The sequence below is a fragment of the Kitasatospora sp. NBC_01287 genome (assembly GCF_026340565.1).
GTDB lineage: Bacteria > Actinomycetota > Actinomycetes > Streptomycetales > Streptomycetaceae > Kitasatospora.
Genome location: NZ_JAPEPB010000001.1, coordinates 6,087,061 through 6,112,272, shown reverse-complemented (window position 1 = coordinate 6,112,272; position 25,212 = coordinate 6,087,061). Strand labels below are relative to the sequence as shown.

Here is a 25,212-nt window from a genome sequence, read left to right as displayed (position 1 = left end):
AATGACAGGAGTTGCATCGTTGACATCCCGCAGCCATTCGTGCGCTACTGACACGGCGATCGCACCCGCACCATCCCTCGGGCAGTGGACGAATGCGCGGACCTGAACGAGACGACACGGCAGCCGCAGCGCAACCACCCCCTGCCCTGCCGGGTGCGCCGACCTCAAGTCGGCGCGCCATGTATCTGACGGTCGATCAACTCATCGATCGGGCAGCCACCTTGGCGCGGCGATCGGGTGGGACGCTGCGCCGGATCGGCGAGTCCGCCCAAGGACGTCCGCTCTGGCTGCTGTCGCTGGGCGCCGGGGAGCGCCATGTCCTGGTCGTGGCGGGGGCGCACGCCAACGAGCCGGTGGGGATGACCACCAGTTGGCTTCTCGCCCGCCAGGCGGCGGCCCAACCGGGCGGGTTTTCCTGGCACTTCGTGCTCTGCCTGGACCCCGACGGTGCGGCACGCAACGAGGAGTGGCTACGTGGGCCGCTGACCATGGAACGCCACTTCCAGCACTTCTACCGGCCCCCGGCGGCCGGCCAGCCCGAGTGGCTCGGGGCCGAACGGCTGCCCGAGACCCGGGCTCTGCTGGGCGTGATCGAGGAACTCCGTCCGGCCCTCCAATGCTCGCTGCACGGCGTGGACTTCGGCGGCGCCTTCGTCCAACTGACCAGGCCGATCGCCGGGTTCAGCCGGCCCTTCGGTTCGGCCGACCAGGTGCCGCTGGAGCTCGGCTCAGCCGATGCCGCCTACTGGCCGAGCCCCGAACCGGGCCTCTACCTGATGCCCGGTGCCGGGGCCCGGGAGCGGTTCGAGGTGCTGCCGGAGGACGCGGCCGCGTCGACCTGGACCCATCTGGGGGTGACCACCGCCGTGGTGGAGGTGCCGATGTGGGCGGTCACGGGGGTGGGCGACGACTCACCGCACCCGGACCCCGCCGCCGCCCTCCAGGCCGCGGCCCGGCGCCTGCGCGACCGGCTGCGAGGGGTGCGGGCGTACGGCCACCCCGCCGCCGAGGAGACCCTGGCCCTCGCACCGGGTCTGGCCGACGAGTGGGAACGCGGCACCTGGGCCCGCACCGTGGCGCAGGTCACCTCGCTGGAGCTCGCCGCCGAGCGCATCCCGCTGCGGGTCGCCGCGGCCCTGGGCTCGATCCCCCGGATCGCCGGCCACTGCGCGGACCTGCGCGAGCGGTTCGCCCCGCGCTGGGTCCCGGTCACACAGCAGGCACGGTTGCAGGCCAGAGCCGTGGCCGCGGGCGCCCGGGCCGTACTCGGCGACGCGTAGTGCGTCGCGGCGCGATGCGGCGCCAGGGCCTTCCCGCACGCGGGGAGTCGCACCGTTGGCGGCAGGTGGAAAGGCAGGTGGAGCAGCACGGGGAACGGCAGGCCCGGGCGGTGCTGAGCACCGCCCGGGCCTGCGTTGGGTGAGCGACCGCTCAGCCCGCTATCGGCCGCTGGGTCCTGACCGCCTGGAGCAGGCCGATCGCGATCCACCCGGCGAACATCGAGGAGCCGCCGTAGCTGACGAACGGCAGCGGGATGCCGGCCACCGGCATGATGCCCAGCGTCATGCCGATGTTCTCGAAGGACTGGAAGGCGAACCAGGCGATCACGCCGCCCGCGACCACGGTGCCGAACAGGTCGGTGGCCTGCCGGGCGATCCGGCAGGCGCGCCAGAGGATGATGCCGACCAGCACGATGATGGTCAGGCCGCCGATGAAGCCCAGCTCCTCCCCCGCGACCGTGAAGACGAAGTCGGTCTGCTGCTCGGGGACGAACTGCCCTATGGTCTGGGTGCCGTGGAAGAGCCCCTTGCCGGTCAGGCCGCCGGAGCCGATCGCGATCCGGGCCTGGGCGGTGTTGTAGCCGACGCCGGAGGGGTCGAGCGCCGGGTTGGCGAAGGCGGCGAAGCGGTCGATCTGGTACTTGCTGAGCACGCCGAGCTTCCAGACCGCCGTCGCGCCGAGGCCGCCGCCGGCCAGCAGGCCGAAGAGCCAGCGGTTGGCGACCCCGGAGGCCAGCAGGATCCCCAGGATGGTCACCGCCATCACCATCACCGAACCGAGGTCGGGCATCAGCAGCACGACCCCGATCGGGAAGCCGCCCAGCAGCAGGGCCAGCAGCACCGTGCGGCCGGTGGGCATCGTGCGCTCGCCGGTGTCCACCCGGGAGGAGAGCACCAGCGCCATCCCCAGCACGATCGCCAACTTGGCGAACTCGGCCGGCTGGATCGAGAAACCGCCGCCGAACTGGATCCAGGAGTGCGCGCCGTTGATGGTCGAGCCCAGCGGGCTGAGGGTGGCGAAGAGCATCAGCAGGGCCAGCACGTAGAGCACCGGCACCGCGGCCTTGATCCGGTGGTGCCCTATCGCGATCGCGCCGCCGCAGAGCACCACGCCGATCGCCATGTTGGTCAGGTGCCGGTAGAGGAAGTACTGCGGGTCGCCGTGGGTCAGCGAGTCGCGGCCCCGGGTGGCCGACCAGACCAGCATCGAGCTGCCCAGCGACAGGGCCAGCGCGGCCAGGATTATCACCCAGTCGAGCCGCCGCAGCGGGGCGTCCTTGGCCAGCGCCCTGGCCAGCGGGCCGCGCTGCGGGGAGAACCGCAGCTGGCGGTAGGAGCCGTACGAGGAGGAGGTCATGCCCGGCCCCTTCCGATCGTGGTCCGCCCCATCGGCTCCAGCGCGACCAGGTCGGTGGTCGCCGCCGGCCGGGTCGGCGCCGAGGGGAGGTCGAGGGTGTACGAGGCGGTCTTCAGGATCGCGGTGCCGTCCGGGTTGAACTTGGGCAGCTGGGTCTGCGGGGTGGGCAGCAGCGCCTTGTTGGGGTCGATGTTGCCCTTGTCGTCCACGCCGTAGAGCGCCTGGTAGATCCGGCGCACCGCGTCACCCGAACCGCCGGAGCCGGTACCGGCCTGGCTGATCGTCATGATGACCGCGTAGTCCTTGCTGTAGGTGGTCAGCCAGGAGGTGGTCTGCTTGCCGTAGACCTCGGCGGTACCGGTCTTGGCGTGCAGCTGGATCTTGTCCTGCGGCCAGCCCGCGCCGGTGAACTTCCAGGCCGCGGTGCCCTCGGTGATCACGCCCGCGGTGGCCTGGTCGATGTACTGCAGGGTCTTCTGGTCGTCCGGCAACTTGCCGCTGACCTGCGGGGCGATGTCGTGCACCAGCTGGCCGCCAGGGGTGACCACCGCCTTGGCGACGCTGGGCTTGTAGAGCGTGCCGCCGTTGGCCAGCGCCGAGTAGATGGTGGCCATCTGGATCGGGGTGACCAGCGTGTCGCCCTGGCCGATGGCGTAGTTGACCGAGTCACCGGCGCGCATCACGGCGCCGTCCACGCAGTTCTCGCGGGCGATCTCGGTGGCGTAGTCGGTGCCGCCGCCGGCCGCCTGCTTGCACCAGGCGTCCTTGTTGGCGTTGAAGAAGTCGGTCTTCCACTGCCGGTCGGGGACCCGGCCCGGCACCTCGGCCGGCAGGTCGATGCCGGTCTTGGCACCGAGGCCGAACTGGTGGGCCGTCTTGTAGAACCAGTCGGCGGGGTTGGCCTTGGGCTTGATCCCGCCGTCCTTCATCCACTGGTCGTAGGAGAGGCCGTAGAAGACGGTGTCGCAGGAGATCTCCAGCGCCTTCTCCAGTGAGATGTCACCGGCCGACTCGCCCTCGAAGTTCTTGAACTCGCGGCCGCCGATGGTCAGGCTCGACGGGCACGGGTAGTGGCCGTCCAGCGAGTAGCCGGCCTGCACCGCGGCGGAGGTGGAGACCACCTTGAAGGTCGAGCCGGGGGCCGACTGGCCCTGGATCGCCCGGTTGAGCAGCGGGTAGTTCGAGACCTGGTTGGTGAGGTTGGCGTAGTCCTTGGCGGAGATGCCGCCGACCCAGAGGTTGGGGTCGTAGGTGGGGGCACTGGCCATCGCGATGATCCGGCCGGTGTGCACGTCCATCACTATGGCCGCGCCGGAGTCGGCGACGAAGTTCTGGTTGGTCACCGTGTCGAAGGTGTTCCGGGCGTCGGTCATCGCCTGGTTGAGGTTGTCCTCGACGACCTTCTGCACCCGGGCGTCGATGCTGGTCACCACGTTGTCGCCGGGCTGGGCCGGGGTGGTGCCGGCGCTGCCGATCACCCGGCCGAGGTTGTCCACCTCCAGCCGGTCGACGCCGGTGGTGCCGCGCAGGTCGTTGTCGTAGACCGACTCCAGGCCGGCCCGCCCGATCTGGTCACTGGGCAGGTACTTGTTCTTGCCGCTCTGGTTGGCGCTCTTGGTGACCTCGTCGTCGGTGACCGGCGAGAGGTAGCCGAGCACCTGGGCCATGTTGGCGCCGTCCGGGGCCGGGTACTGGCGCAGCGCGGTGGGCTGGGCGGTGATGCCGGGGAAGTCCTCGCGGCGTTCCATTATCTGCATCGCCTGCTGGGTGGTGGCCTGGTCGGTCACCGGGATCGGCTGGTAGGGCGAGCCGTTCCAGCAGGGCTGCGGCGTCTTGGCGTCGCAGAGCCGGACCTTGTCCTGGACGTCCTTGGGGCTCATCCCGAGCACCTGGGCGAGCCGGGTGAGCGCGGCCTTGCCGTGGTCCTTCTGCTCCAGCAGCGAGGTGCGGCTGACCGAGACCACCAGCTTGGTCTGGTTGCCCGCCAGCACCTGCCCGTTGGCGTCCAGGATCTCGCCGCGGATGGCCGGGGAGACCACCTCGCGGATGTGGTTGTTGGACGCCTGGGCGGTGTACTGGCTGCCGTTGCGGATCTGCAGGTACCACAGGCGGCCGCCGAGCGTGCCGAGCAGCGACAGCACCAGGATCTGCAGGACGACCAGGCGGATCGTCACCCGGCGGGTGCGCCCGGTCTCCGGGATGTTGCTCACCTCAAGAACTCCCCTCCGGCAAGGCGATCAGAACAGTCAGGACTTCACAGCGTCGGACTTCACAGGGTCGGACTTCACGACGCCAGGTGCGGCACGGCGTCGGAACGGCGTCACGGCTACACGCCGCGGAACTTGCGGCCGGGCGGCGTGGCGGACGGCTCCCGGGTGGTGCGGTAGCGCGCGATGGTGCCCAGGCCGGAGCCGGTCACCTCACCGTTCGCGGACGGGTCGACCCGGCGGGCCAGCGCCATCACCGCGGGGACCACGAACGGGGCCAGCAGCAGGTCGTAGAGGAGCGCGGTGCCGGCCAGCGAGGGCAGCCCGACATGCCGGGCCGCGGTGTCGCCGACCAGCGCGCCGACCCCCGCGTACAGCACGGTGGAGAGCACCGCCGCGCCCGCCACCACCAGCAGCGGGGCGAGCACCGAGCGCTGGCGGCCCGGCTCGGCGCGCAGCAGGCCCGCGGCGTAGCCCATCAGGCAGAGCACCAGCGCGTAGCGGCCGATCGCGTGGTCGGAGGGCGGGGCGAGGTCGGCCAGCAGCCCGGCGGCGAAGCCGGTCAGGCAGCCGCCGGCGGGGCCGAAGACCAGGCCCAGCGCGACCACCACCAGCAGCAGCAGGTCCGGGGTGGCCCCGGGCAGCTGGAGCCGGCCCAGCACGCTGACCTGGACCACGAGGGCGAGCAGGATCAGCAGGGCGGAGAGCAGTACGCGCTTGACGGCCATCGGATCAGTTCCCTGTGGGCGAGTCGGCGGGCTGGGCGGGCTGCCCCGGCACACCGGCGGGCTGGGCACCGGTGGGCTGGGCGGCGGGCTGCGTGCCCGGCGCGCCCGAGGGCTGCACGGCCTGCGCGGCGGCGGCCTGGGCGGGCGCCGGCGTGGGGCTCGGGCTCGGCACCGGCGGCAGCACCGAATCCCTGGGGTCGGTGCGCGGCGGCACCACGACCACCCCGACCAGATCGAGGCTGGTGAACGAGACGAACGGCTGGACCAGCACCGTCTTGGTCAGCTCGCCGGGCGTGGCCTCCACCTCGGTGACCGAGCCGACCGGCACGCCGGGGACGAACGGGCGCCCGCTCTGCGAGCCGAAGGTCACCAGCCGGTCCCCCGGCTTGACCTGCGCCTTGCCGTTGAGCAGCTGCACCTTCAGCGGCCCCTGGCCCTGCCCGGCGGCGAAGCCGATCTCGCCGCTGCCCTCCATCCGGGTGCCGGCGGTGAAGCCCGGGTCGGTGGCGAGCAGGACGGTGGCGGTGGTCGGGGCGACGGTGGTGACCCGGCCGACCAGACCGGCGCCGTTGATCACGGTCATGTCCCGCTGCAGGCCGTCGTCGCTGCCGGCGTCGATGGTGATGGTCCAGGAGAAGCCCTGGGCCGCGCCGATGGCGATCACCTGCGCGGCCTTGATCGTGTAGCCGCCGGTCCCGGCGGTGCGCAGCAGGTCGTCCAGTTGCTTGGTGCGTCCGGTGGCGGCGTCGGAGGAGGCCAGCTTCTGGCGCAGCGCGGTGTTCTCCGCACCGATCTGGTCCAGCCGCTGCTGCTCGGTGCCGGAGTCGCGGATCGCCCGAACCGTGCGGGCTATCGGGTCGACGGCGCCCGCGGCCCCGCGCTCGACCGGGCCGAACACATCGGCCGCGGTCCGGCGGGCACCGTTCAGCGGGGAGCTCGCGCCCCCCTTGATATCCACGGTGATCAGGGCGAACGCGACGGCCACCAGCAGGATGAGCAGCAGTCGGCTCTCTCGTGTGTCCCTCACGGCGGCGGGGCTGCCCCTTCTGGAGGTGTCGGGTCTTGGCGCAGGGTCGGACACAGGCTCTAACGACGCGGCTGCGCGTCCAGTACCTGCTGCAGGTCCTCGAACTCCTCGACGCAGCGTCCGGAACCGAGGGCGACCGAGTCCAGCGGGTTCTCCGCGATGTGGATCGGCATGCCGGTCTCGCGGCGCAGCCGCTCGTCCAGTCCGCGCAGCAGCGCGCCGCCGCCGGTGAGCACCACGCCGCGGTCCATCACGTCGCCCGCCAGCTCCGGCGGGCACTGGTCCAGGGTGGTCTTGACGGCGTCGATGATCGAGTTGACCGGCTCGTCGATCGCCTCGCGGACCTCGGCGGCGGAGATCACCACGGTCTTGGGCAGGCCGCTGACCAGGTCCCGGCCGCGGATCTCGGCGTGCTCGTCCTTCTCGTTCTCCGAGCCGTGGGCCGAGCCGATGCTCATCTTGATCTGCTCGGCACTGCGCTCGCCGAGCAGCAGCGAGTACTCCTTCTTGATGTGCTGGACGATCGCGTTGTCCAGCTCGTCGCCGGCCACCCGGATGGACTGCGCGGTGACGATGCCGCCCAGCGAGATGACCGCGACCTCGGTGGTGCCGCCGCCGATGTCGACCACCATGTTGCCGGTGGGCTCGTGCACGGGGAGCCCGGCGCCGATCGCGGCGGCCATCGGCTCCTCGATGATGTGCACCTGTCGGGCGCCGGCCAGGTGGCTGGCCTCGACCACGGCCCGCCGCTCGACCCCGGTGATCCCGCTCGGCACGCAGACCACGACCCGCGGGCGGACCAGGTAGCGGCGGCGGTGGATCTTCTGGATGAAGTAGCGCAGCATCCGCTGGGTGATCTCGAAGTCGGCGATCACCCCGTCCTTGAGCGGGCGGATGGCGATGATGTTGCCGGGCGTGCGCCCGATCATCTTCTTCGCCTCGGAGCCGACCGCCAGGATGGTCCCGGTGTTGGTGTTGACCGCCACGACCGACGGCTCGTTCAGGACGATGCCCTTGCCCCTGACGTACACCAGCGTGTTGGCAGTGCCGAGGTCGATCGCCAGGTCACGGCCGATGAACGACAGGTTTTTGGCCATGGGGTGTGGAACGCCTTCCCGAACTGGACGTCATGGGCAGGGATTCGGGCCTCACATGAGGCCGCGCTGCGGCGCGCTGAGAGCGCGGCGGACCACTCGGGTCCGCAAGATGCCACCATCGTATCCACGCCCGGCGAGCTGGTCGGCGGGGTGGGCATGGCGTCCATTCTGCGTCGAAGGATCGGTTCTCCCGGCATTGGGACGCCGTGTCGGAGATGCCAGTTCCATATTTGACGATCAGATTCCCACGGTTGGCTGAGCCCGCCCGCTACCGCTCGGCCAACCGTGGCGAATCCTGACCGGACGTCAGGCCCGGACGCGGACGCGACCGGGTGTCAGGCGTGGTCGGGAAAGAAGATCTTGATCTCGCGCTCGGCCGAGGTCTCCGAGTCCGAGGCGTGGATCAGGTTCTCGCGGGTGATCGTCGCGTAGTCGCCGCGGATCGTCCCGGCCCCCGCCTGCAGCGGGTCGGTGGCGCCGGCCAGCGCGCGGATGCCGGGGACCACGTTCTCGCCCGTGACGATCAGCGCGATCGAGGGACCGGAGGTCATGAACTCCAGCAGCGGCTCGTAGAACGGCCGGCCGACGTGCTCCGCGTAGTGCTGCTCCAGCGTCGGGCGGTCGAAGGTGCGCAGCTCGACGGCGGCCAGCTGCCAGCCGGCCTTGCGCTCGATCCGGCTGATGATCTCGCCGGCCAGGCCGCGGCGGACGGCGTCGGGCTTGAGCAGGACGAGAGTGCGCTGGGTCACGGTGCGGCTCCAGTGGTATGGGAGGGGGCGGCGCGGAAATCGGCAAAAATGGTGTACGCCACTGGAGAGATTACCTTGCGTGAGCAACGGCTCAGGCAGCCGCTGCCCGGGCCTCCCGCTCCGCCTTGATGACGTCGATCTTGCGGCCGTAGTGCACCGAGCACCACCAGAGGCCGGCGAAGATCAGGCCGAGCCCGTACATCGTCGGCAGCAGCAGTCCGGCGGCGATCAGCGCCAGCTGGAGCGCCCAGCCGACGGCCACCGCGCCCGGCCGGGTGATCACCCCGCAGAGCAGTACGCAGAGCAGCATCGCCACCCCGCTCACCGACCAGATGACGGTGCTGGAGACATCGGTCATCCGCATCGCGACACAGGCCGCGAAGAGCACCACGAAGACCTCGCCGATCAGCGTGGAGGAGCAGAGGGTACGCACGTCACTTCCTCCCGAGCAGCAGGCGGGCCTCGCCCACGGTGATCACCGAACCGGTGATCAGGACTCCGGTACCGGTGAGGTCACCCTCCTCCTCGGCGAGGGTGACGGCGGCCTCGATCGCGTCGTCCAACCGCGGCTCGATCTGCACCCGGTCCTCGCCGAAGACCTCCACCGCCTGGGCGGCGAGCGCGTCGACCGGCATCGCCCGATGGGTGGAGTTCTGGGTGATCACCACCTCGGCCAGGATCGGCTCGAAGGCCTCCAGCAGGCCGATGACGTCCTTGTCGCCGCTGGTGGCGATCACCCCGACCAGCTTGTTGAAGTCGAAGGCCTCACCCACCGCGGCGGCCGTGACCCGGGCGCCGGCCGGGTTGTGCGCGGCGTCCAGCAGGATGGTGGGGCTGCGCCGGACCACCTCCAGGCGCCCGGGCGAGCTGACCCCGGAGAACGCCTGGCGCACCTTGTCCAGGTCCAGCCGGCCCTCCCGGGCCGCGCCGATGCCGAAGAAGGCCTCCACCGCGGCCAGCGCCATCGAGGCGTTGTGCGCCTGGTGCTCGCCGTGCAGCGGGATGAAGACGTCGGTGTACTCGCCGCCGCCCAGCCCGCGCAGCGTCAGCAGCTGCCCGCCGACCGCGATCTCCCGGCTGAGCACTCCGAACTCCAGGCCCTCGCGCGCCACCGTCGCCTCGACCTGTACCGCGCGCTCCAGGATCGCCTGGGCCGCGTCCAGCGGCTGCTGGGAGACCACCGCGAGCGCGCCCTGCTTGATGATGCCGGCCTTCTCGGTGGCGATCTCGCCGGTGGTGCTGCCGAGGCGGTCGGTGTGGTCCAGCGAGACCGGGGTGATCACGGAGACCGCCGCGTCGATCACGTTGGTGGCGTCCCAGCTGCCGCCCATGCCGACCTCGACCACGGCGACGTCCACCGGGGCGTCGGCGAAGGCCGCGTAGGCCATGCCGGTGAGCACCTCGAAGAAGGAGAGCGGAACGGGCTGGGCCTCGTCGACCATCAGGACGTACGGCTCGATGTCCTGGTAGGTCTCGACGAACTTCTCGGCGCTGATCGGCTGCCCGTCCAGGCTGATCCGCTCGGTCACCGACTCCACGTGCGGGCTGGTGTACCGGCCGGTGCGCAGCTCGAAGGTGTTCAGCAGCTGCTCGACCATCCGAGCCGTGGACGTCTTGCCGTTGGTGCCGGTGATGTGGATCGAGGGATAGGCGCGCTGCGGCTCCCCGAGGATGTCCATCAGCGCGTTGATCCGATCGAGCGAGGGCTCGATCTTGTTCTCCGGCCAGCGCTTGGCCAGCTCGGCCTCGATCTCGCGAAGGCCGGCCGGTTGGTCGGTTTCGTCCGCACTGGCGGGACGGATGGTGTACGGGTTCGGCCCGGCGCTGCTGCTCACCCGGCCAGTCTACGAGCGTGCCCGCCCGCTTCCCGCCCGGGGGCGGCACGGCCCGCCGCGCGCCGCGCGCTACGCCGTGGCCGGCACCGGGCTCTGCCGCAGCCGCAGCTCGGCCACCACCTCGTCGATCTCGTCCTCGGCGAGCAGCGGCAGCATCATCGCCACTGCCTGGAGCAGGCCGCCGAGCAGGAAGGTGGTGTCCGGGGTGGCCGCCACCAGTTGGCGCACGGCGGCCACCTGACCGCCGCGGACCGCCTCGATCAGCCGGGCCGCGTCCGCCGACTCCTCGTCGACCAGCACCCCGATGTCGCCCTTCGGAGCCCGCCGGGCCAGCGCGCGCAGCACCTTGTCGCCGACCGCGGGCGCGTAGGCCTTGCGCACCGCCTCCGCCGCGATCCAGGCCAGCAGGGAGACCACTTCGCGTTCGGCCGCCTCGGCCAGCAGGCGGTCCAGGGCCGCGTCGAAGGCGACCTGATTGCCGTGCCGGAACGCGAGCAGCAGGGTCGCGGCCCGCCCTTTTGCCTCCTCGACCCGCTGTGCAGGAAGTTCGCCGGCCAACTTGTGCGCTGCCACCATGCCCTGCCTTCCTTTCACGAGTGCCCGTACTCGGAACTGCAGCACACGGTATACGGCGCACCTTCGCAGGTCACCGGACCTGGCCGCAGGAACTGGCGAAAGAACGGAAAAAGCCGGTCACGGATTCAAGAAATCGGAAATTCCCCGGGTGTTTCCAAACCAAAACGCCGATCGGCCGCACCCCTGAGGCAGGGGTGCGGCCGATCGGCGTCAGTCACGTGACGGTGCGTCAGCTCTGCGGCAGGGCCGCCAGCTGCGCGGTGATCCGGGCGATGTCGGCCTCGGCCGCCTGCTGGCGGCCCCGGATCTTCACCACCACGTCCTCCGGGGCCTTGGCCAGGAAGGCCTCGTTGCCGAGCTTGCCCGCGGTCTGCGCCTTCTCCTTCTCGGCGGCCGCGAGGTCCTTCGCCAGGCGCTTGCGCTCGGCGGCCACGTCGATCGTGCCGGAGAGGTCGAGCGCCACGGTGGCGCCGGCCACCGGGAGCGAGGCGGTGGGCGCGAAGCCGGCCTCGGGCCGCGTGAGGCGCAGCAGCGAGCGGATCGCGTCCTCGTGCGCCACCAGCGCGGTACCGGCCAGCTCCAGGGCGGCCGGGACCTTCTGGGTCGGCTTGAGGTCCTGGTCCGAGCGGAACCGGCGGACCTCGGTGACCACCTGCTGCAGGGTGGCGATCTCCGCCTCGGCCGCCGCGTCGCGGTAGCCGCTGTCCGCCGGCCAGTCGGCGATCACCAGCGACTCGGCGCCGGTCAGCGTGGTCCACAGGGTGTCGGTGACGAACGGGACGATCGGGTGCAGCAGCCGCAACGTCACGTCCAGCACCTCGCCGAGCACCCGGCGGGCGGCGTCGGCCTGCGGGCCGCCCTTGGCCAGGGTGGTCTTGGAGAGCTCGACGTACCAGTCGAAGACCTCGTCCCAGGCGAAGTGGTAGAGCGCGTCGGCGGTCTTGGCGAACTGGTAGTCGTCGTAGAGCGCGTCGACCTCGGCGACGGTGGCGTTCAGCCGGGACAGGATCCAGCGGTCGACCGCGGTCATCACCTCGGGCGCCGGCAGCGGGCCCTCGACGGTGGCGCCGTTCATCAGGGCGAACCGGGTGGCGTTCCAGATCTTGTTGCAGAACTTGCCCGAGGCCTTGACCCACTCCTCGCCGATCGGCACGTCCGCACCGGGGTTGGCGCCGCTGGCCAGGGTGAAACGGACCGCGTCGGCGCCGAACTCGTCCATCCAGTCGATCGGGTCGACCGCGTTCGGGTTGGACTTGGACATCTTCTTGCCGAACTGGTCACGGACCAGGCCGGTGAGCGCCACGGTGTGGAACGGCGCCTGGCCGTCCATCGCGTAGAGGCTGAACATCATCATCCGGGCGACCCAGAAGAAGATGATGTCGTGGCCGGTGAGCAGGACGTCGGTGGAGTAGAACTTCGCCAGGTCCGGGGTCTGCTCGGGCCAGCCCAGGGTTGAGAAGGGCCACAGACCGCTGGAGAACCAGGTGTCCAGCACGTCGTGGTCCTGACTCCAACCCTCGCCGGTCGGCGGCTGCTCGTCCGGTCCGACGCAGACCACCTCGCCGTCGGGGCCGTACCAGACCGGGATCCGGTGGCCCCACCAGAGCTGCCGCGAGATGCACCAGTCGTGCATGTTGTCGACCCAGGCGAAGTAGCGGCCCTCCATCTCCTTGGGGTGGATCCGGGTTCGGCCGTCGCGCACCGCGTCGCCGGCCGCCTTGGCCAGCGGCTCGACCTTGACCCACCACTGCAGCGACAGGCGCGGCTCGACGATGGTGTGGCAGCGCGAGCAGTGGCCCACCGCGTGCATGTAGGGGCGCTTCTCCTCGACGATCCGCCCCTGCTCGCGCAGCGCGCCGACCACGGCCGAGCGGGCCTCCAGGCGGTCCAGGCCGAGGAAGGGGCCGTGCACGGTGATCGCGCCGTGCTCGTCCATCACGGTCAGGTTGGGCAGGCCGTGCCGCTGGCCGATGGCGAAGTCGTTGGGGTCGTGCGACGGGGTCACCTTGACGGCGCCGGTGCCGAACTCCGGGTCCACGTGGGTGTCGGCGACCACCGGGATCCGGCGGTCGGTCAGCGGCAGCGCGATGGTGCGGCCGATCAGGTGCTGGTAGCGCTCGTCGTCCGGGTGCACCGCGACGGCGGTGTCGCCGAGCATGGTCTCGGCCCGGGTGGTGGCGACCACGATCGAGTCGTCCCCGTCGCCGTAGCGGATCGAGACCAGCTCGCCGGGGCTGTCCTCGTGCTCCACCTCGATGTCGGAGAGCGCGGTCAGGCAGCGCGGGCACCAGTTGATGATGCGCTCGGCGCGGTAGATCAGGCCGTCGTCGAAGAGGCGCTTGAAGATGGTCTGGACGGCGTGGGACAGGCCCTCGTCCATGGTGAACCGCTCGCGCGACCAGTCCACGCCATCGCCCAGGCGGCGCATCTGACCCAGGATCTGGCCGCCGTAGTTCTCCTTCCACTCCCAGACCTTCTCGACGAAGGCCTCCCGGCCCAGGTCGTGGCGGGACTGGCCGGAGGCGGCGAGCTGCTGCTCGACCCGGTTCTGGGTGGCGATGCCGGCGTGGTCCATGCCGGGCAGCCAGAGCGCCTCGTAGCCCTGCATCCGCTTGCGGCGGGTCAGGGCGTCCATCAGCGTGTGCTGGAAGGCGTGCCCCAGGTGCAGGGCACCGGTCACGTTCGGCGGGGGGATCACGATGGTGTACGCGGGCTTGTCGCTCTTGGCGTCCGCGGTGAAGTAACCGCGCGACACCCAGCGCTCGTACAGCTCGCCCTCTACCTCGCCGGGGGCGTAGGTGGTCGGGAGGGCTGCTGCGTGGTCCCCGGACGTCTGGTCGGCGGGGCGCTGGTTCGTCATGTCGGTCACGACACACAGTTTACGGAACCAGAGGTCGTGCCCTTGCCCATTAATGGCGTACGGTAGCGTGCCCGATGCTCGGACGGGTGATCGACCGGGCCCGGCGAGGCCGGTGGGGTTCGGTCGGTGCCGCGCGATATCGCGGCGGGGGAGCGTGGGCGGGATGTACGGCCAGGGGCAGCCGCAGGACCAACCGCCTTACGGACAGCAGCCTTACGGGCAGCAGCCGTACGGCCAGCCGCCGCAGTATCCACAGCAGCAGCCGCAGCCCCCGCAGTACGGCTACCCGCAGCAACCGCCGGCGCCGCAGTACGGGCAGCCGACCTATCCGCCGCAGCAGGGTTACGGCGTGCCGCAGCAGCCGTACCCGCCCCAGCAGCCCTATCCCCCGCAGCAGCCCTACCCGCCGCAGCCGCAGGCCGGTTGGGGCCAGCTACCGGTGCCGCCGCAGCAGGCCTGGGGCCAGCAGGCACCGCCGCCGAAGAAGGGCAAGGCCGGTGTGGTGATCGGCGTGCTGGTCGCCCTCGCGGTGCTGGGCGGCGGCGGCTTCGCCCTCTCCAAGGCGATGGGCGGCGGGTCGAGTGCGGCGGGCAGCTACAAGCTCACCACCCCGCAGCTGATGCAGCTGGGCACCGGCAACGGCTACACGCAGACGACCTCCAAGACCCAGCCGGTCGACCCGACCAAGACCAACGGCTACGGCACCGACATGACCGCGCTGATGGCCGGCTACGCCAACGACGCCAACCGCAACGACACCCTCTCGATCTCCGGCCACTACGGCAAGCTCACCGACCCCGCCAAGGCGATGTCCGACTACTCCTCCGAGGTCACGGCCGGCGGCGCCACCTGGACCACACCGCTGACCGCCTACTCCGGCGGCAGCAACAAGGACGACGCGACGCTCAAGTGCGGGGTGATGGACATCAAGATCGCCGGTGTCCCGGACGCCGGCGGGCAGACCGTCTGCGTCTGGTCCAGCAAGTCGACCTTCGTGAGCGTCACCTTCATGACGGCCGGTGCCCAGTCCCTCGCCATCACGCCCGCCGCCGCGGCCGTGAAGGCGGAGAAGATCCACGACGTCATGGTGGTCTCGAACTAACCGTTCCGGAAAGGAACACCGATGTCCGAGCAGTACCCGTACGGTCAGCCGACGCCGCCCCAGGGCTACGGCCAGCCTCCGGGCTACGGCCAGCCATCGGGCTACGGCCAGGCACCGCCCCCGCCGCCCCCGGGCTACGGACCGGTGCCGCCGCAGTCGCCGGGGTACGGGCCCGTGCCGCCGGGGCAGCCCGGACAGCCCGGACAGCCCGGTCAGTCCTGGCCGGGGGCCTACTACCCGGTGACGCCGGCCAAGCGCTCCCGGCGCGGCCTGTGGGTCACGCTCGGTGTGGTCGGCGGCGCGATCGTGGTGGCCGGCGCCGTGCTGGTGTCCACCGTCGCGGACAAGGTCTCCCAACTGGGCACCCAGCAGGTGGTACTGCCGAAGAGCTTCCAGGGCCTGACCAGCGACCCGACCAACAGCCTGGCCCAGTCGCTGCAGAAGAGCATGACCGGCGATCCGGAGACCGCCAAGGAACTGACCTCCACGGTCAGCACGGTCTACAAGAGCACCTCCTCGGACCGGGCCGTGGTGGTCTACGGCGGCACCGGCAAGATCGGCTCGCCGAGCGCCGAGGAGTCCGCCTTCTGGAGCAGCTTCGAGAGCAGCGCGACGACCAACGACGTCACGTTCAGCCCCCGCCAGCACCCCTCCCCCGGTGCCAAGGGCGGGCTGCTGAGCTGCGAGGACGCGACCAGCGCGACCGAGACCGACGCCGTCTGCATGTGGGTGGACAACAGCGCGCTGGTGGTGATGATGCAGAGCACCGCGAGCGGCAAGGCGCCCACCCTGGACAAGGCCGCCCAGGACGCGCGCGACCTGCGGGCCGTGGCCGAGATACCCAAGTAGGGCCGTGCCGCGCTGCCGCCCGCACGGCGAAGGGGCCCACGACCGGATTCCGGTCGTGGGCCCCTTCGCCGTGCGGGCGGGGCGGTCAGGCGCTCTTGTCGCGCCGCTCGCGCTTGATCATGTCGCGCGGAACCAGGGTCGGGATCGCGTGCTTGGAGACCACGTCACCGGTGACCACCACGCGGGCGACGTCCTGGCGCGAGGGGACCTCGTACATCACGGACATCAGCACCTCCTCCATGATGGCTCGCAGCCCGCGCGCGCCGGTGCCGCGCAGGATCGCCTGGTCGGCGATCGCCTCCAGCGCGTCCCGGCTGAACTCCAGCTCCACGCCGTCCAGTTCGAAGAGCTTGCGGTACTGCTTGACCAGCGCGTTCTTCGGCTCGGTGAGGATCTGCAGCAGCGCCTCGCGGTCCAGGTTGTGCACGCTGGTGATCACCGGCAGGCGGCCGATGAACTCCGGGATCATGCCGAACTTGACCAGGTCCTCCGGCATCACCTGACGGAAGTGGTCGCTGGCGTCGCTCTCCCGCTTGGAGCGGATGTTGGCGCCGAAGCCGATGCCCTTGCCGCCGGCCCGGCCCTCGATGATCCGCTCCAGGCCCGCGAAGGCACCGCCCACGATGAACAGCACGTTCGTGGTGTCGATCTGGATGAACTCCTGGTGCGGGTGCTTGCGGCCGCCCTGCGGAGGCACCGAGGCGGTGGTGCCCTCAAGGATCTTCAGCAGCGCCTGCTGGACACCCTCGCCGGAGACGTCACGGGTGATCGAGGGGTTCTCGCTCTTGCGGGCCACCTTGTCGATCTCGTCGATGTAGATGATCCCCGTCTCGGCCTTCTTGACGTCGTAGTCGGCCGCCTGGATCAGCTTCAGCAGGATGTTCTCGACGTCCTCGCCGACGTAGCCGGCCTCGGTCAGCGCGGTGGCGTCGGCGATCGCGAACGGCACGTTGAGCATCCGGGCCAGGGTCTGCGCGAGCAGCGTCTTGCCGGAGCCGGTCGGGCCGAGCAGCAGGATGTTGGACTTGGCCAGCTCGATGGCGTCGTCCCGACCGCCGCCGCGCCCGGCCTCGCCGGCCTGCACCCGCTTGTAGTGGTTGTAGACCGCGACCGAGAGCGCCTTCTTGGCGAGGTCCTGGCCGACCACGTACTGGTCCAGGAACTCGTAGATCTCGCGCGGCTTCGGGAGCTCCTCGAAGCGCACCTCGGAGGACTCGGCGAGTTCCTCCTCGATGATCTCGTTGCAGAGATCGATGCACTCATCGCAGATGTACACGCCGGGTCCGGCGATCAGCTTCTTCACCTGCTTCTGCGACTTGCCGCAGAACGAGCACTTGAGCAGGTCGCCACCGTCTCCGATGCGTGCCACGAGGTGCTTCCCCTTCGCCAGGGGCCCCGCGGGGGTCCGGGGCCTGGTGCTGTGGACCGCGGCCGCCACCGCGGCGGTCAGGTCTCGGTATCCGACGGTACTCTGCCAACTCGCAGAATCCGCCGCCTTCGACAGCTCTGCCCTACGCCCTGGGCGAATTGATACCGAACAGACGCCGTCGGGCGGGCAAGGCCTGGGTGGGCCGGGGCCCGGCGGGCGGGACGTACTCGGTGTACACCCCGCCCGTCCATGATGCGCGCCTCAGTCGTTGAGCGAGGCCTTGCGCGTCGAGATGATCTGGTCGATCAAGCCGTACTCGAGGGCTTCCTCGGCGGTGAGGATCTTGTCGCGCTCGATGTCCTCGCGGACCTGCTCGACCGGCTTCTTGGAGTGCTTGGAGAGCATCTCCTCCAGCTGCTCGCGCATCCGGAAGATCTCCTTGGCCTGGATCTCCAGGTCGGAGACCTGGCCGCGGCCGGTCTCGGTGTACGGCTGGTGGATCAGGATGCGGGCGTTCGGCAGCGCCATCCGCTTGCCGGGGGTGCCGGCCGCCAGCAGCACGGCGGCGGCCGAGGCGGCCTGGCCCATGCAGACGGTCTGGATGTCCGGCTTGACGTACTGCATGGTGTCGTAGATGGCGGTGAGCGCCGTGAAGGAGCCGCCGGGCGAGTTGATGTACATCTGGATCTCGCGGTCCGGGTCCATCGACTCCAGGCAGAGCAGCTGGGCCATGATGTCGTTCGCCGAGACATCGTCCACCTGGGAGCCCAGGAAGATGATGCGCTCCTCGAAGAGCTTGGCGTACGGGTCGTACTCGCGGATGCCCTGCGAGGTGCGCTCCACGAAGCGCGGCACGATGTAGCGGCCCTCAGCGCGTGCGCCCTGGTACTCACCGCGGGCGGAAAGGGGGTTGAAGTTCATCGCTGGTCTGTCCTCCGGATACGTTCCGACGTGTCTGGGGTGCGGGGCTCGGGCGCTCAGGCGCCGGTGCCGCCGCCGCCGGGGACGTCCGCGGCGCTGTGCATGATCTCGTCGATCAGCCCGTACTCCTTGGCCTGCTCCGCGGTGAACCAGCGGTCGCGGTCGGAGTCCTTGGTGATCTGCTCGAAGGTCTGACCGCTGTGGCCGGCGATCAGCTCGGACATCCGCTTCTTGGTGCGCAGCAGCTGCTCGGCCTGGATCCGGATGTCGGTGGCCGAGCCGCCGAGGCCCGCGGAGGGCTGGTGCATCAGGATGTTGGCGTTCGGCAGCGAGAAGCGCTTGCCCGGGGTCCCGGCGGTGAGCAGGAACTGCCCCATCGAGGCGGCCATGCCCATCGCGATGGTGACCACGTCGTTCTTGATGTACTGCATGGTGTCGTAGATCGCCATGCCGGCCGTGATCGAGCCGCCCGGGGAGTTGATGTACAGGTAGATGTCCTTCTCCGGCTCGGCGGCGAGGAGGAGGAGCTGGGCGGTGATCTTGTTGGCGATGTCGTCGTCGACCTGCTGGCCGAGGAAAATGATGCGCTCGTTGAGCAGCCGGTTGTAGACCTGGTCGCCAAGGCCGCCGAGCACGTCACCACCGGCGGCGCGCGGCGTCATCAAGCCAGGCATCTGCATCTGCGGGAACGTCACTTTGCCACCTGCTCAGTCGATTCGGACGGTCCCTCTGGTTCGACCGTCGCTACGTCACATACGAGGACCGGGGCGGGAATCCCAGGCGCGCGCCCGCGTCGGGCCACCCCGCCCACGCTGTTGAAAGCTTGCTTCCGTCGACCCTAACGCGCAGGCCGGGCCCGACCATCCCCCACGCTGAACTGTTCGCTGTGAGCGCAGGGTGGCGGAAGGGTGCTGGACCAGGCGCTCCGTGCCCAGCGGGAACAGGCCGGGCGGGAACGGGCCGGGCCCGGACGCGAGTACGCGTCCGGGCCCGGTCGAGCAGCGATGCAGCGGGGCTCAGGCCTCGGTGCTCTCGGCCTCGGTGGCAGCCTCGGCCTCGACGGCGGGGGTCTCCTCGGCGGCGGGGGTCTCGACAGCCTCGGCCGCCTCGTCCTCCTCGTCGAAGTTGATCTCCTCGCCGTTGGTGTCCTTGACCGTGGCGGCCTCGACGACCAGGGCCAGCGCCTTGCCGCGGGCGACCTCGCCGACCAGCAGCGGGACCTGGTTGCCCTGGACGACCTGCTGGGCGAACTGGTCCGGGGTCAGGCCCGAACCGGCGGCGCGGCGGATCAGGTGCTCGGTGAGCTCCTCCTGGTTGACGCCCACCTCCTCCTTGGCCACGATCTCGTCCAGCACGAACTGGGTCTTGATGCCCTTCTTGGCCTGCTCCTCGGTCTCCGCGTCGAACTCCTCGCGGGTCTTGCCCTGGGTGGCGAGGTAGCTCTCCAGGGTCTGACCGATCGGCTCCAGCTGGTGGTGCTCGAGGTTGTGCGTGCGGGTCTCGATCTCGTCCTTGAGCAGCTTCTCCGGGAACTCGATCTCGACCTTCTCCAGCAGCGCGTCCAGGACGCGCTCCTGGGCCTGGGTGGCCTGGTCGAACTCCTTCATCCGGCCCAGGCGGCCGCGCGAGTCCTCGCGCAGTGCCTCCAGGGTGTCGAACTCGCTGGCCAGCTGGGCGAACTCGTCGTCCAGCGCGGGCAGCTCCTTCTCCTGCACGGCGGTGACGGTGACGGTGACCTCGGAGGTCTTGCCCGCCTGGGTGCCGCCCTTGAGCTCGGTGTCGAAGGTCTTCGACTCACCGGCCGAGAGGCCGACGACGGCCTCGTCGATCCCGTCCAGCAGGCGGCCGGAGCCGATCTCGTAGCTCACGCCGGCGGCGGTGCCGTCCTCGGGGACCTCGCCGTCGACCTTGGCCTCCAGGTCGACGACCACGATGTCGCCCTCGGCGGCGGCGCGCTCGACGTCCTTGACCGAGGAGAAGCGCTCGCGGAGCTGCTCCAGCGACTTCTCGATGTCCTCGTCGGTGACCTCGATCGGGTCGACCTCGACGGAGATCTCGGCGAAGTCCGGCAGGGTGATCTCGGGGCGGATGTCCACCTCGGCGGTGAAGGTCAGGCCGTTCTTGGCCAGGTCCTCCACGCCCTTGATGTCGGTGATGTCGGGCTGGCCGAGGACCTCGATCTTGCCCTCGTCGACCGCCTGCGTGTAGAAGCGCGGCAGGGCGTCGTTCACGGCCTCTTCGAGGACCGAGGCACGGCCGAAGCGCTGGTCGATGACCCGGGCCGGGATCTTGCCCTTGCGGAAGCCGGGAACCGTGACCTGCTGGTTGATCTTCTTGTACGCCGCGTCGAGGCTGGGCTTGAGCTCCTCGAAGGGCACCTCGACGGTGAGTCGAACCCGGGTCGGGTTCAGAGTCTCGACGGCGCTCTTCACGGTTGGGTCTCCTATGGGGCTTGCGGTCGGCTGGTCTGCGTCCGATCCGTGTCCCTGGCGGGTCGCGGGCCGGGCAGACGGGTGATGAGCCACCTGGTGCGGCATCTCCCGTATGGGGTGGACGGCGAGCGGCCCGTTCCCCGGCTGCCGGGGAGGGGCGGTGGCTCTTCCGCCAGCGGCCCATCCTACCGGTACCACGAAAGCCGTGATGGTGATGGTCGGGGTGACCGGATTCGAACCGACGGCCTTCCGCTCCCAAAGCGGACGCGCTACCAAACTGCGCCACACCCCGCACTTCGCGAGAGGAAGCGTACACGCCGGGCCCGGACGGGTCGCCAATATCGCGGACGCCCATCCGAGGACGGTGAAGGCGCGTGCGCGCCGGTCACCCGACCAGGTACGCTGATCCCCGTCCGCACCGGCCGAACCGGTTGTGTGGGGGCGTCTTGCGGGCGTAGCTCAATGGTAGAGCCCTAGTCTTCCAAACTAGTCACGCGAGTTCGATTCTCGTCGCCCGCTCCGCTGTCACAGGCCCCGGCTTTCGCGAGCCGGGGCCTTTGGCATGCCCGGGCACGACACAGGAGGAGTGCGGGTGGACCCCGAGCAGCGGCTGGCGGTCATACGGCGCGGCGTGGTGCGGGAAATGGCGCGTTTCGGGCGGGAGTTCTCCGTCGAGGGCGCCGTGGTCCGCGGCCCGGGCAGCACCGCCGTGGCGGTGCGCGAGCACCCGGGGCCGGACGGCGGCCACGTCGACCTCGGCTTCGTCCTGACCCTGGGCAGCGCCGAGGCGCCGGTGCTCTGGGACTGCACGGCGGGCCTGGGCACCACCGAGGAGGAGAAGCTCGACAGCGCGGTGCGGATGTGGGCCGGCACCACGGCCGCCGCGGTGGTGGAGTTCCTGGAGCGCGAGGGCCGGCACGGCGACCACCTGCGGCTGCCGGCGCTGCCGGGCTGGCACGCGGTGCAGGGGCCGGCCACCGTCTTCGGCTTCGGCAGCGCCGAGCTGTCCGGTTGGCTGGGCGGGCGCGAGCTGCTGGCCGAGCTGGCACCGGTGCTGGCCGGGGAGCTGACGGACCCCCGGCTCAACGGCGTGAAGCTCTTCCTCGGCGGACGGGCCGGCGACGAGGTCGCCGAGGTCCGGGTGAACGGCACGGTGGCGCACGCCGCCTCGGCCGCGCTGGGCGGCATGGACTGGCCGCGCGGCGAGCGGTTCTGCTGGGCGCGACTGTTCGTGCTGCTGGCGGCCGAGGACGGGCACGACCTGGCGGCGGTGCGGGCGGCCGAGGCCGCGCCGCCCTTGCCACCGGCATACCCGCGGGCAGCCGACGCCGCTGCCGCCGGCCCGGTGGCACGGCGGCGCGGAGCGATCGGCCGTTGGTGGCGGACCAGACGCGCGGACCAGTGAGCCGCCGGGGCGTCAGGTCCCGATGTTGGAGAGCGTCTTGGCCACCTGGGCCAGGAAGTCCTGGATCGGCTTGGCCGCCGTGGACTGGTTCAGCATGAAGCCGAAGAGCGCGGCCAGGATGGCGTGCGGGATCTTGATCTGCTTGTTGCGGATGAAGATGATGAGAATGATGCCGAACAGGACCAGCGCGGAGACGGAGAGTGCCACCCGGACTCACTTCCCTCATGTCGTGGCGAAACGGACCACGGCCTGTCCGACGGTCCCGAGGCGTAACCCGCCACCCCGTTCCCCCGAGATCCGGCCAGTCCCGCCCCGACTCAGTGTGGTCGACCGTGCCGACTGCGTAAAGGACTTGCTGCTGACCGGTGCCGAACATCCTGCGATGTGAGACGAGTTTCCGCCGGACGAGACGATAGCTCACGGGAGTTGACGGAGCGTCGGCGGGGGCGCTCAGCTGGGCCGTTCGTCCACCGAACACCTCCGGGGCCCGGTCGGCGGAAATGGCCGAAGACAACCGGTGATCATTGACAGGACGGCCGCCGCCGGGCTCGGCCCGATCTTCATCGCGAGGGGCCCCGGGCCCGCGGGATTCGTTAGGCCCGCCAGAGCAGCAGCACGGCCCGGTCGTCGTTGATGTCCTTGGCCACCGTCTCGATCAGCCGCACCGCCGCGCCCGCGCTGCCGAGCTGGGCGCCGGCCACCAGCCGGTCGGCCTCGCCCATCAGCCGGTCCATGCCCTCGGAGAGGTCGCGGCCCGGGGCCTCGACCATGCCGTCGGTGCAGAGCAGCAGCACGTCCCCGGGGCCCAGCCGCCCGCGCATCCCCTCGAACTTGGCGCCGTCGTAGAGGCCGAGCAGTGGGCCCTCGGTGGCCTCCTTGACCTCCCAGCGCCCCGCTCCGGCCAGCCGCTGCATCCCGGGCAGGTGGCCGGCCGAGAGCAGTTCGTACTCTCCGGTGTCCAGGTCGAGCGCGAGGTGCACCGCGCTGGCGAAGCCCTCCTCCCAGTCCTGGCGCAGCAGGTAGCCGTTGGCGGCGGGCAGGAAGTCGTGCGGCGGCAGCGAGCCGAGCAGTCCGCCGAAGGCGCCGGAGAGCAGCAGCGCCCGCGAGCCGGCGTCCATGCCCTTGCCCGAGACGTCGGCGAGCACGACCTCCAGCATCCGTCGCCCGGGGCCGGTGCGGGCCGCGACCACGAAGTCGCCGGAGAAGGACTGGCCGCCCGCCGGGCGCAGCGCCATGTCCGCGTGCCAGCCCTCGGGCAGCTTCGGCAGCCGGCTCTGCACCTTGAGCCGCTCGCGCAGGTCGAAGAGCATCGAGCCGCCGCCGCGCCAGGGCACCCCCACCCGGCTGCGGAACTGGGCCAGCAGCAGGCCGGCCACCCCGACCGCGCCGACCACCAGCGCCGCGCCGGGGGTGACGCCGAAGACGTACTCGCCGGGGTGCTCGCTGGCCGCCCGCTCGCCGGTGTGGATCAGCGACTCGGTGGAGAGGCCGAGGGCGGCCGTCGCGTAGAGCAGCACCAGGGAGACCGGGCGCAGCAGCAGCGAGCCGACCAGGATCGGCAGCACCAGCGCGGTCGGCGGGACCCAGGCGGGGATCCACACGTTGAACGCGACCAGCAGCGGGACCAGCAGGAGCAGCACCGCGAAGGCGAGCCAGTCGGCGGCGTCGCCGCGGAAGTAGTCGACCCCGGTTCGGCGCAGGGTCCGGCGGGCCCGGTAGAAGCGCTTGCGCAACCGGGACCTCAGGGGATCCGCGGCCGCTGTGGCGGCGGTCCCCGTCGCGCTCGTCTGGGGCGGTGAGCCCGGCGTGCTGCCAGCCATGGGGCCCGACCTTATCCAGCGGGGGCGGCCCGCGTCGACGGGCGTTCACCAGCACTCCGCGCAAGCGCTCGGTTTCGGCCGGGCGGCGGGGGGCGGCGAGGGGCGACGGGGGGCTCACCGAACGGCCGTGAGAAGCGTCGCGGGGCGCATCGCCGCAGCGTGCGCCGGGGTGCCGGACCGACCGCCGGGCGCGTCACGGCGTGATCGGCTCGCCGGGGCCGGGCCCGGGTGGTAGCTGTGGCATATGACACAGCCTGCCCACGCCCAGCATCCGACCGGCTCGTCCGCCTGGGCGGTGCCGTCGGCGCCCCAGGAGACGCTGGGCCTGCGGCCGCTCGCGGCGGCCGACTGGGACGCCTGGTACGACGCGCTGGAGACCGCCTTCGGCGAGCTGGAGTCGCCCGAGCGCCGGGCGCTGTGGCGGGGTCTGACCGAGGTGGACCGCTCCCTGGGGGTCTGGGACGGCGCGGTGCCGGTGGGCTCGGCGAGCGCCTTCTCGTTCCGGATGGCGGTGCCGGGCGGCGAGCTGCTGCCCACCGCCGGGGTGACCATGGTGGGCGTGGCCCCCACCCACCGGCGGCGCGGGGTGCTCACCGCGCTGATGCGCCAGCAGCTGGACGAGATCCACGAGCGCGGCGAGTCGCTGGCGGTACTGGAGGCCTCCGAGCCGGCCATCTACGGCCGCTACGGCTACGGGCTGGGCAGCTGGAAGCTCGGTGTGCGGGCGGAGCGGGCCCGGGTGCGGGTGGCGCTCGCCGGGGCGGCGGGCGGGGGTGAGGGGGCGCAGGGCGAGGGCACGGCGCAGGAGCGGATCGGGCTGCGACTGGCCGACCCGGCGCGGGCCTCGGCGGCCTGCGAGCGGCTGTACGCGCGCCAGGTGCCGCTGCGCCCCGGCATGCTGGCCCGCCGCCCGGGCTGGGAGCGCCTGCCGCTGCTCGACCCGCCCGGCGAGCGGGCCGGGCACTCGGCACTGCGCTGCGTGCTGGCCCAGGACCGCCAGGACGGCGAACTGCTCGGCTACGCCCGCTACTCGACCAGCGTGCGGTGGCGGCACGGCGGGGCGGCGGGCGAGGTGCGGGTGCGCGAGGTGACGGCGGCCGGCCCTGCTGCCCGGGCGGCGCTCTGGGCGTACCTGCTGGACCTCGACCTGACCGACACGGTGGTGGCGGAGAACCTGCCGGTGGACGATCCGCTGCTGCACCTGGTCCTGGACCCGCGCCGGCTGCGGCCCCGGCTCTCCGACGGGCTCTTCGTGCGGTTGGTGGAGGTGGGCGACGCGCTGCGCTCGCGGCGGTACGCGGCGCCGGTCGACCTGGTGCTGGAGGTGGCGGACGCGTTCTGCCCCTGGAACACCGGGCGCTGGCACCTGCACAGCGCGGGGCCGGCCACGGGCGCCGCCTGTGAGCCCACCGAGGCGCCGGCCGCCCTGGAGCTCCCGGTGCGGGCGCTGGGCTCGGCCTACCTGGGCGGGGTGTCGCTGACCGCGCTGGCCGCCGCCGGGCTGGTGCGCGAACTGCGGCCGGGCGCGCTGGCCGAAGCCTCGGCCGCCTTCGGCTGGGACACCGCGCCCTGGCTGCCGCACGGGTTCTGACGACCCG

Annotated in this window: 21 protein-coding genes and 2 tRNA genes; 6 read left to right on the top strand and 17 right to left on the bottom strand. The window is 71.2% G+C overall.

Annotation, left to right across the window (positions count from 1 at the left end; all coding sequences use genetic code 11):
* Positions 1-179: 179 nt before the first annotated feature.
* Positions 180-1,280, top strand: a complete 1,101-nt coding sequence (locus OG455_RS26445) for a M14 family zinc carboxypeptidase (RefSeq protein ID WP_266297790.1) — start codon at positions 180-182, stop codon at positions 1,278-1,280.
* A 151-nt stretch (positions 1,281-1,431) separates the two neighbouring features.
* Here OG455_RS26445 and OG455_RS26440 read toward each other — a convergent pair whose 3' ends face one another.
* The 10 genes from OG455_RS26440 to OG455_RS26395 all read right to left on the bottom strand — a co-directional run bounded on the left by OG455_RS26440 (position 1,432) and on the right by OG455_RS26395 (position 13,716).
* Positions 1,432-2,637 carry an FtsW/RodA/SpoVE family cell cycle protein gene (locus OG455_RS26440; protein WP_266297788.1) on the bottom strand — a complete coding sequence of 402 codons (1,206 nt, stop codon included), beginning with the start codon at positions 2,635-2,637 and terminating at the stop codon, positions 1,432-1,434.
* Complete coding sequence (mrdA, locus tag OG455_RS26435) at positions 2,634-4,847, bottom strand: penicillin-binding protein 2 (RefSeq protein WP_266297786.1); 2,214 nt, start codon at positions 4,845-4,847, stop codon at positions 2,634-2,636. The genes OG455_RS26440 and mrdA overlap by 4 nt, the downstream gene beginning before the upstream one ends.
* Positions 4,848-4,963: 116 nt before the next feature.
* Entirely contained in the window at positions 4,964-5,572 is a 609-nt protein-coding gene (gene mreD, locus OG455_RS26430; RefSeq protein WP_266297784.1) for a rod shape-determining protein MreD, read from the bottom strand.
* 4 nt (positions 5,573-5,576) lie between these two features.
* On the bottom strand, positions 5,577-6,599 hold the full coding sequence (mreC, locus tag OG455_RS26425; RefSeq protein WP_266297782.1) for a rod shape-determining protein MreC: 1,023 nt from the start codon (positions 6,597-6,599) through the stop codon (positions 5,577-5,579).
* Positions 6,600-6,658: 59 nt separating this feature from the next.
* On the bottom strand, positions 6,659-7,684 hold the full coding sequence (locus OG455_RS26420) for a rod shape-determining protein (RefSeq protein WP_323185649.1): 1,026 nt from the start codon (positions 7,682-7,684) through the stop codon (positions 6,659-6,661).
* 347 nt (positions 7,685-8,031) lie between these two features.
* Entirely contained in the window at positions 8,032-8,445 is a 414-nt protein-coding gene (ndk, locus tag OG455_RS26415) for a nucleoside-diphosphate kinase (protein ID WP_266297778.1), read from the bottom strand.
* Between the two features lie 91 nt (positions 8,446-8,536).
* Positions 8,537-8,878 carry a DUF4233 domain-containing protein gene (locus OG455_RS26410; RefSeq protein WP_266297776.1) on the bottom strand — a complete coding sequence of 114 codons (342 nt, stop codon included), beginning with the start codon at positions 8,876-8,878 and terminating at the stop codon, positions 8,537-8,539.
* A 1-nt stretch (position 8,879) separates the two neighbouring features.
* Positions 8,880-10,247, bottom strand: a complete 1,368-nt coding sequence (locus OG455_RS26405) for a folylpolyglutamate synthase/dihydrofolate synthase family protein (protein ID WP_266300961.1) — start codon at positions 10,245-10,247, stop codon at positions 8,880-8,882.
* Between the two features lie 102 nt (positions 10,248-10,349).
* On the bottom strand, positions 10,350-10,856 hold the full coding sequence (locus OG455_RS26400) for a hypothetical protein (RefSeq protein ID WP_266297774.1): 507 nt from the start codon (positions 10,854-10,856) through the stop codon (positions 10,350-10,352).
* A 229-nt stretch (positions 10,857-11,085) separates the two neighbouring features.
* Positions 11,086-13,716, bottom strand: coding sequence for a valine--tRNA ligase (locus OG455_RS26395; protein ID WP_266300960.1), 2,631 nt, complete (start codon positions 13,714-13,716; stop codon positions 11,086-11,088).
* Between the two features lie 163 nt (positions 13,717-13,879).
* Here OG455_RS26395 and OG455_RS26390 point away from each other — a divergent pair, with 163 nt between their 5' ends.
* Together OG455_RS26390 and OG455_RS26385 are read left to right on the top strand one after the other, a co-directional pair.
* Complete coding sequence (locus OG455_RS26390) at positions 13,880-14,818, top strand: hypothetical protein (RefSeq protein WP_266297772.1); 939 nt, start codon at positions 13,880-13,882, stop codon at positions 14,816-14,818.
* A gap of 21 nt (positions 14,819-14,839) precedes the next feature.
* Positions 14,840-15,667: a hypothetical protein gene (locus tag OG455_RS26385; protein WP_266297770.1), complete on the top strand. Its 828-nt coding sequence runs from the start codon at positions 14,840-14,842 to the stop codon at positions 15,665-15,667.
* Positions 15,668-15,752: 85 nt separating this feature from the next.
* Here OG455_RS26385 and clpX read toward each other — a convergent pair whose 3' ends face one another.
* The 5 genes from clpX to OG455_RS26360 all read right to left on the bottom strand — a co-directional run bounded on the left by clpX (position 15,753) and on the right by OG455_RS26360 (position 20,681).
* Entirely contained in the window at positions 15,753-17,036 is a 1,284-nt protein-coding gene (gene clpX, locus OG455_RS26380) for an ATP-dependent Clp protease ATP-binding subunit ClpX (RefSeq protein WP_266297768.1), read from the bottom strand.
* 261 nt (positions 17,037-17,297) lie between these two features.
* Complete coding sequence (locus tag OG455_RS26375) at positions 17,298-17,957, bottom strand: ATP-dependent Clp protease proteolytic subunit (RefSeq protein WP_266297766.1); 660 nt, start codon at positions 17,955-17,957, stop codon at positions 17,298-17,300.
* A gap of 56 nt (positions 17,958-18,013) precedes the next feature.
* Positions 18,014-18,631 carry an ATP-dependent Clp protease proteolytic subunit gene (locus OG455_RS26370; RefSeq protein WP_323185648.1) on the bottom strand — a complete coding sequence of 206 codons (618 nt, stop codon included), beginning with the start codon at positions 18,629-18,631 and terminating at the stop codon, positions 18,014-18,016.
* A 342-nt stretch (positions 18,632-18,973) separates the two neighbouring features.
* Positions 18,974-20,389 carry a trigger factor gene (gene tig / locus OG455_RS26365; RefSeq protein ID WP_266297764.1) on the bottom strand — a complete coding sequence of 472 codons (1,416 nt, stop codon included), beginning with the start codon at positions 20,387-20,389 and terminating at the stop codon, positions 18,974-18,976.
* 215 nt (positions 20,390-20,604) lie between these two features.
* Positions 20,605-20,681: transfer RNA gene (locus OG455_RS26360), tRNA-Pro, on the bottom strand.
* A gap of 156 nt (positions 20,682-20,837) precedes the next feature.
* On the opposite strand from OG455_RS26360, the gene OG455_RS26355 reads away from it, so the two are divergent.
* Both OG455_RS26355 and OG455_RS26350 read left to right on the top strand, forming a co-directional pair.
* Positions 20,838-20,908: transfer RNA gene (locus OG455_RS26355), tRNA-Gly, on the top strand.
* A 73-nt stretch (positions 20,909-20,981) separates the two neighbouring features.
* The gene (locus OG455_RS26350) at positions 20,982-21,794 is read left to right on the top strand and encodes a DUF6348 family protein (protein WP_266297762.1); all 813 of its coding nucleotides are present in this window, start codon (positions 20,982-20,984) and stop codon (positions 21,792-21,794) included.
* A 12-nt stretch (positions 21,795-21,806) separates the two neighbouring features.
* On the opposite strand, the gene OG455_RS26345 is transcribed toward OG455_RS26350, so the two are convergent.
* Together OG455_RS26345 and OG455_RS26340 are read right to left on the bottom strand one after the other, a co-directional pair.
* On the bottom strand, positions 21,807-22,001 hold the full coding sequence (locus tag OG455_RS26345) for a hypothetical protein (protein WP_266297760.1): 195 nt from the start codon (positions 21,999-22,001) through the stop codon (positions 21,807-21,809).
* 386 nt (positions 22,002-22,387) lie between these two features.
* Entirely contained in the window at positions 22,388-23,527 is a 1,140-nt protein-coding gene (locus tag OG455_RS26340; protein WP_266297758.1) for a PP2C family protein-serine/threonine phosphatase, read from the bottom strand.
* 331 nt (positions 23,528-23,858) lie between these two features.
* Between OG455_RS26340 and OG455_RS26335 the strand changes: the two genes are divergently transcribed.
* Positions 23,859-25,205 (top strand): GNAT family N-acetyltransferase, encoded by a 1,347-nt coding sequence (locus OG455_RS26335; RefSeq protein WP_266297756.1) that lies wholly within the window; start codon positions 23,859-23,861, stop codon positions 25,203-25,205.
* The last annotated feature ends 7 nt before the right edge of the window (positions 25,206-25,212 follow it).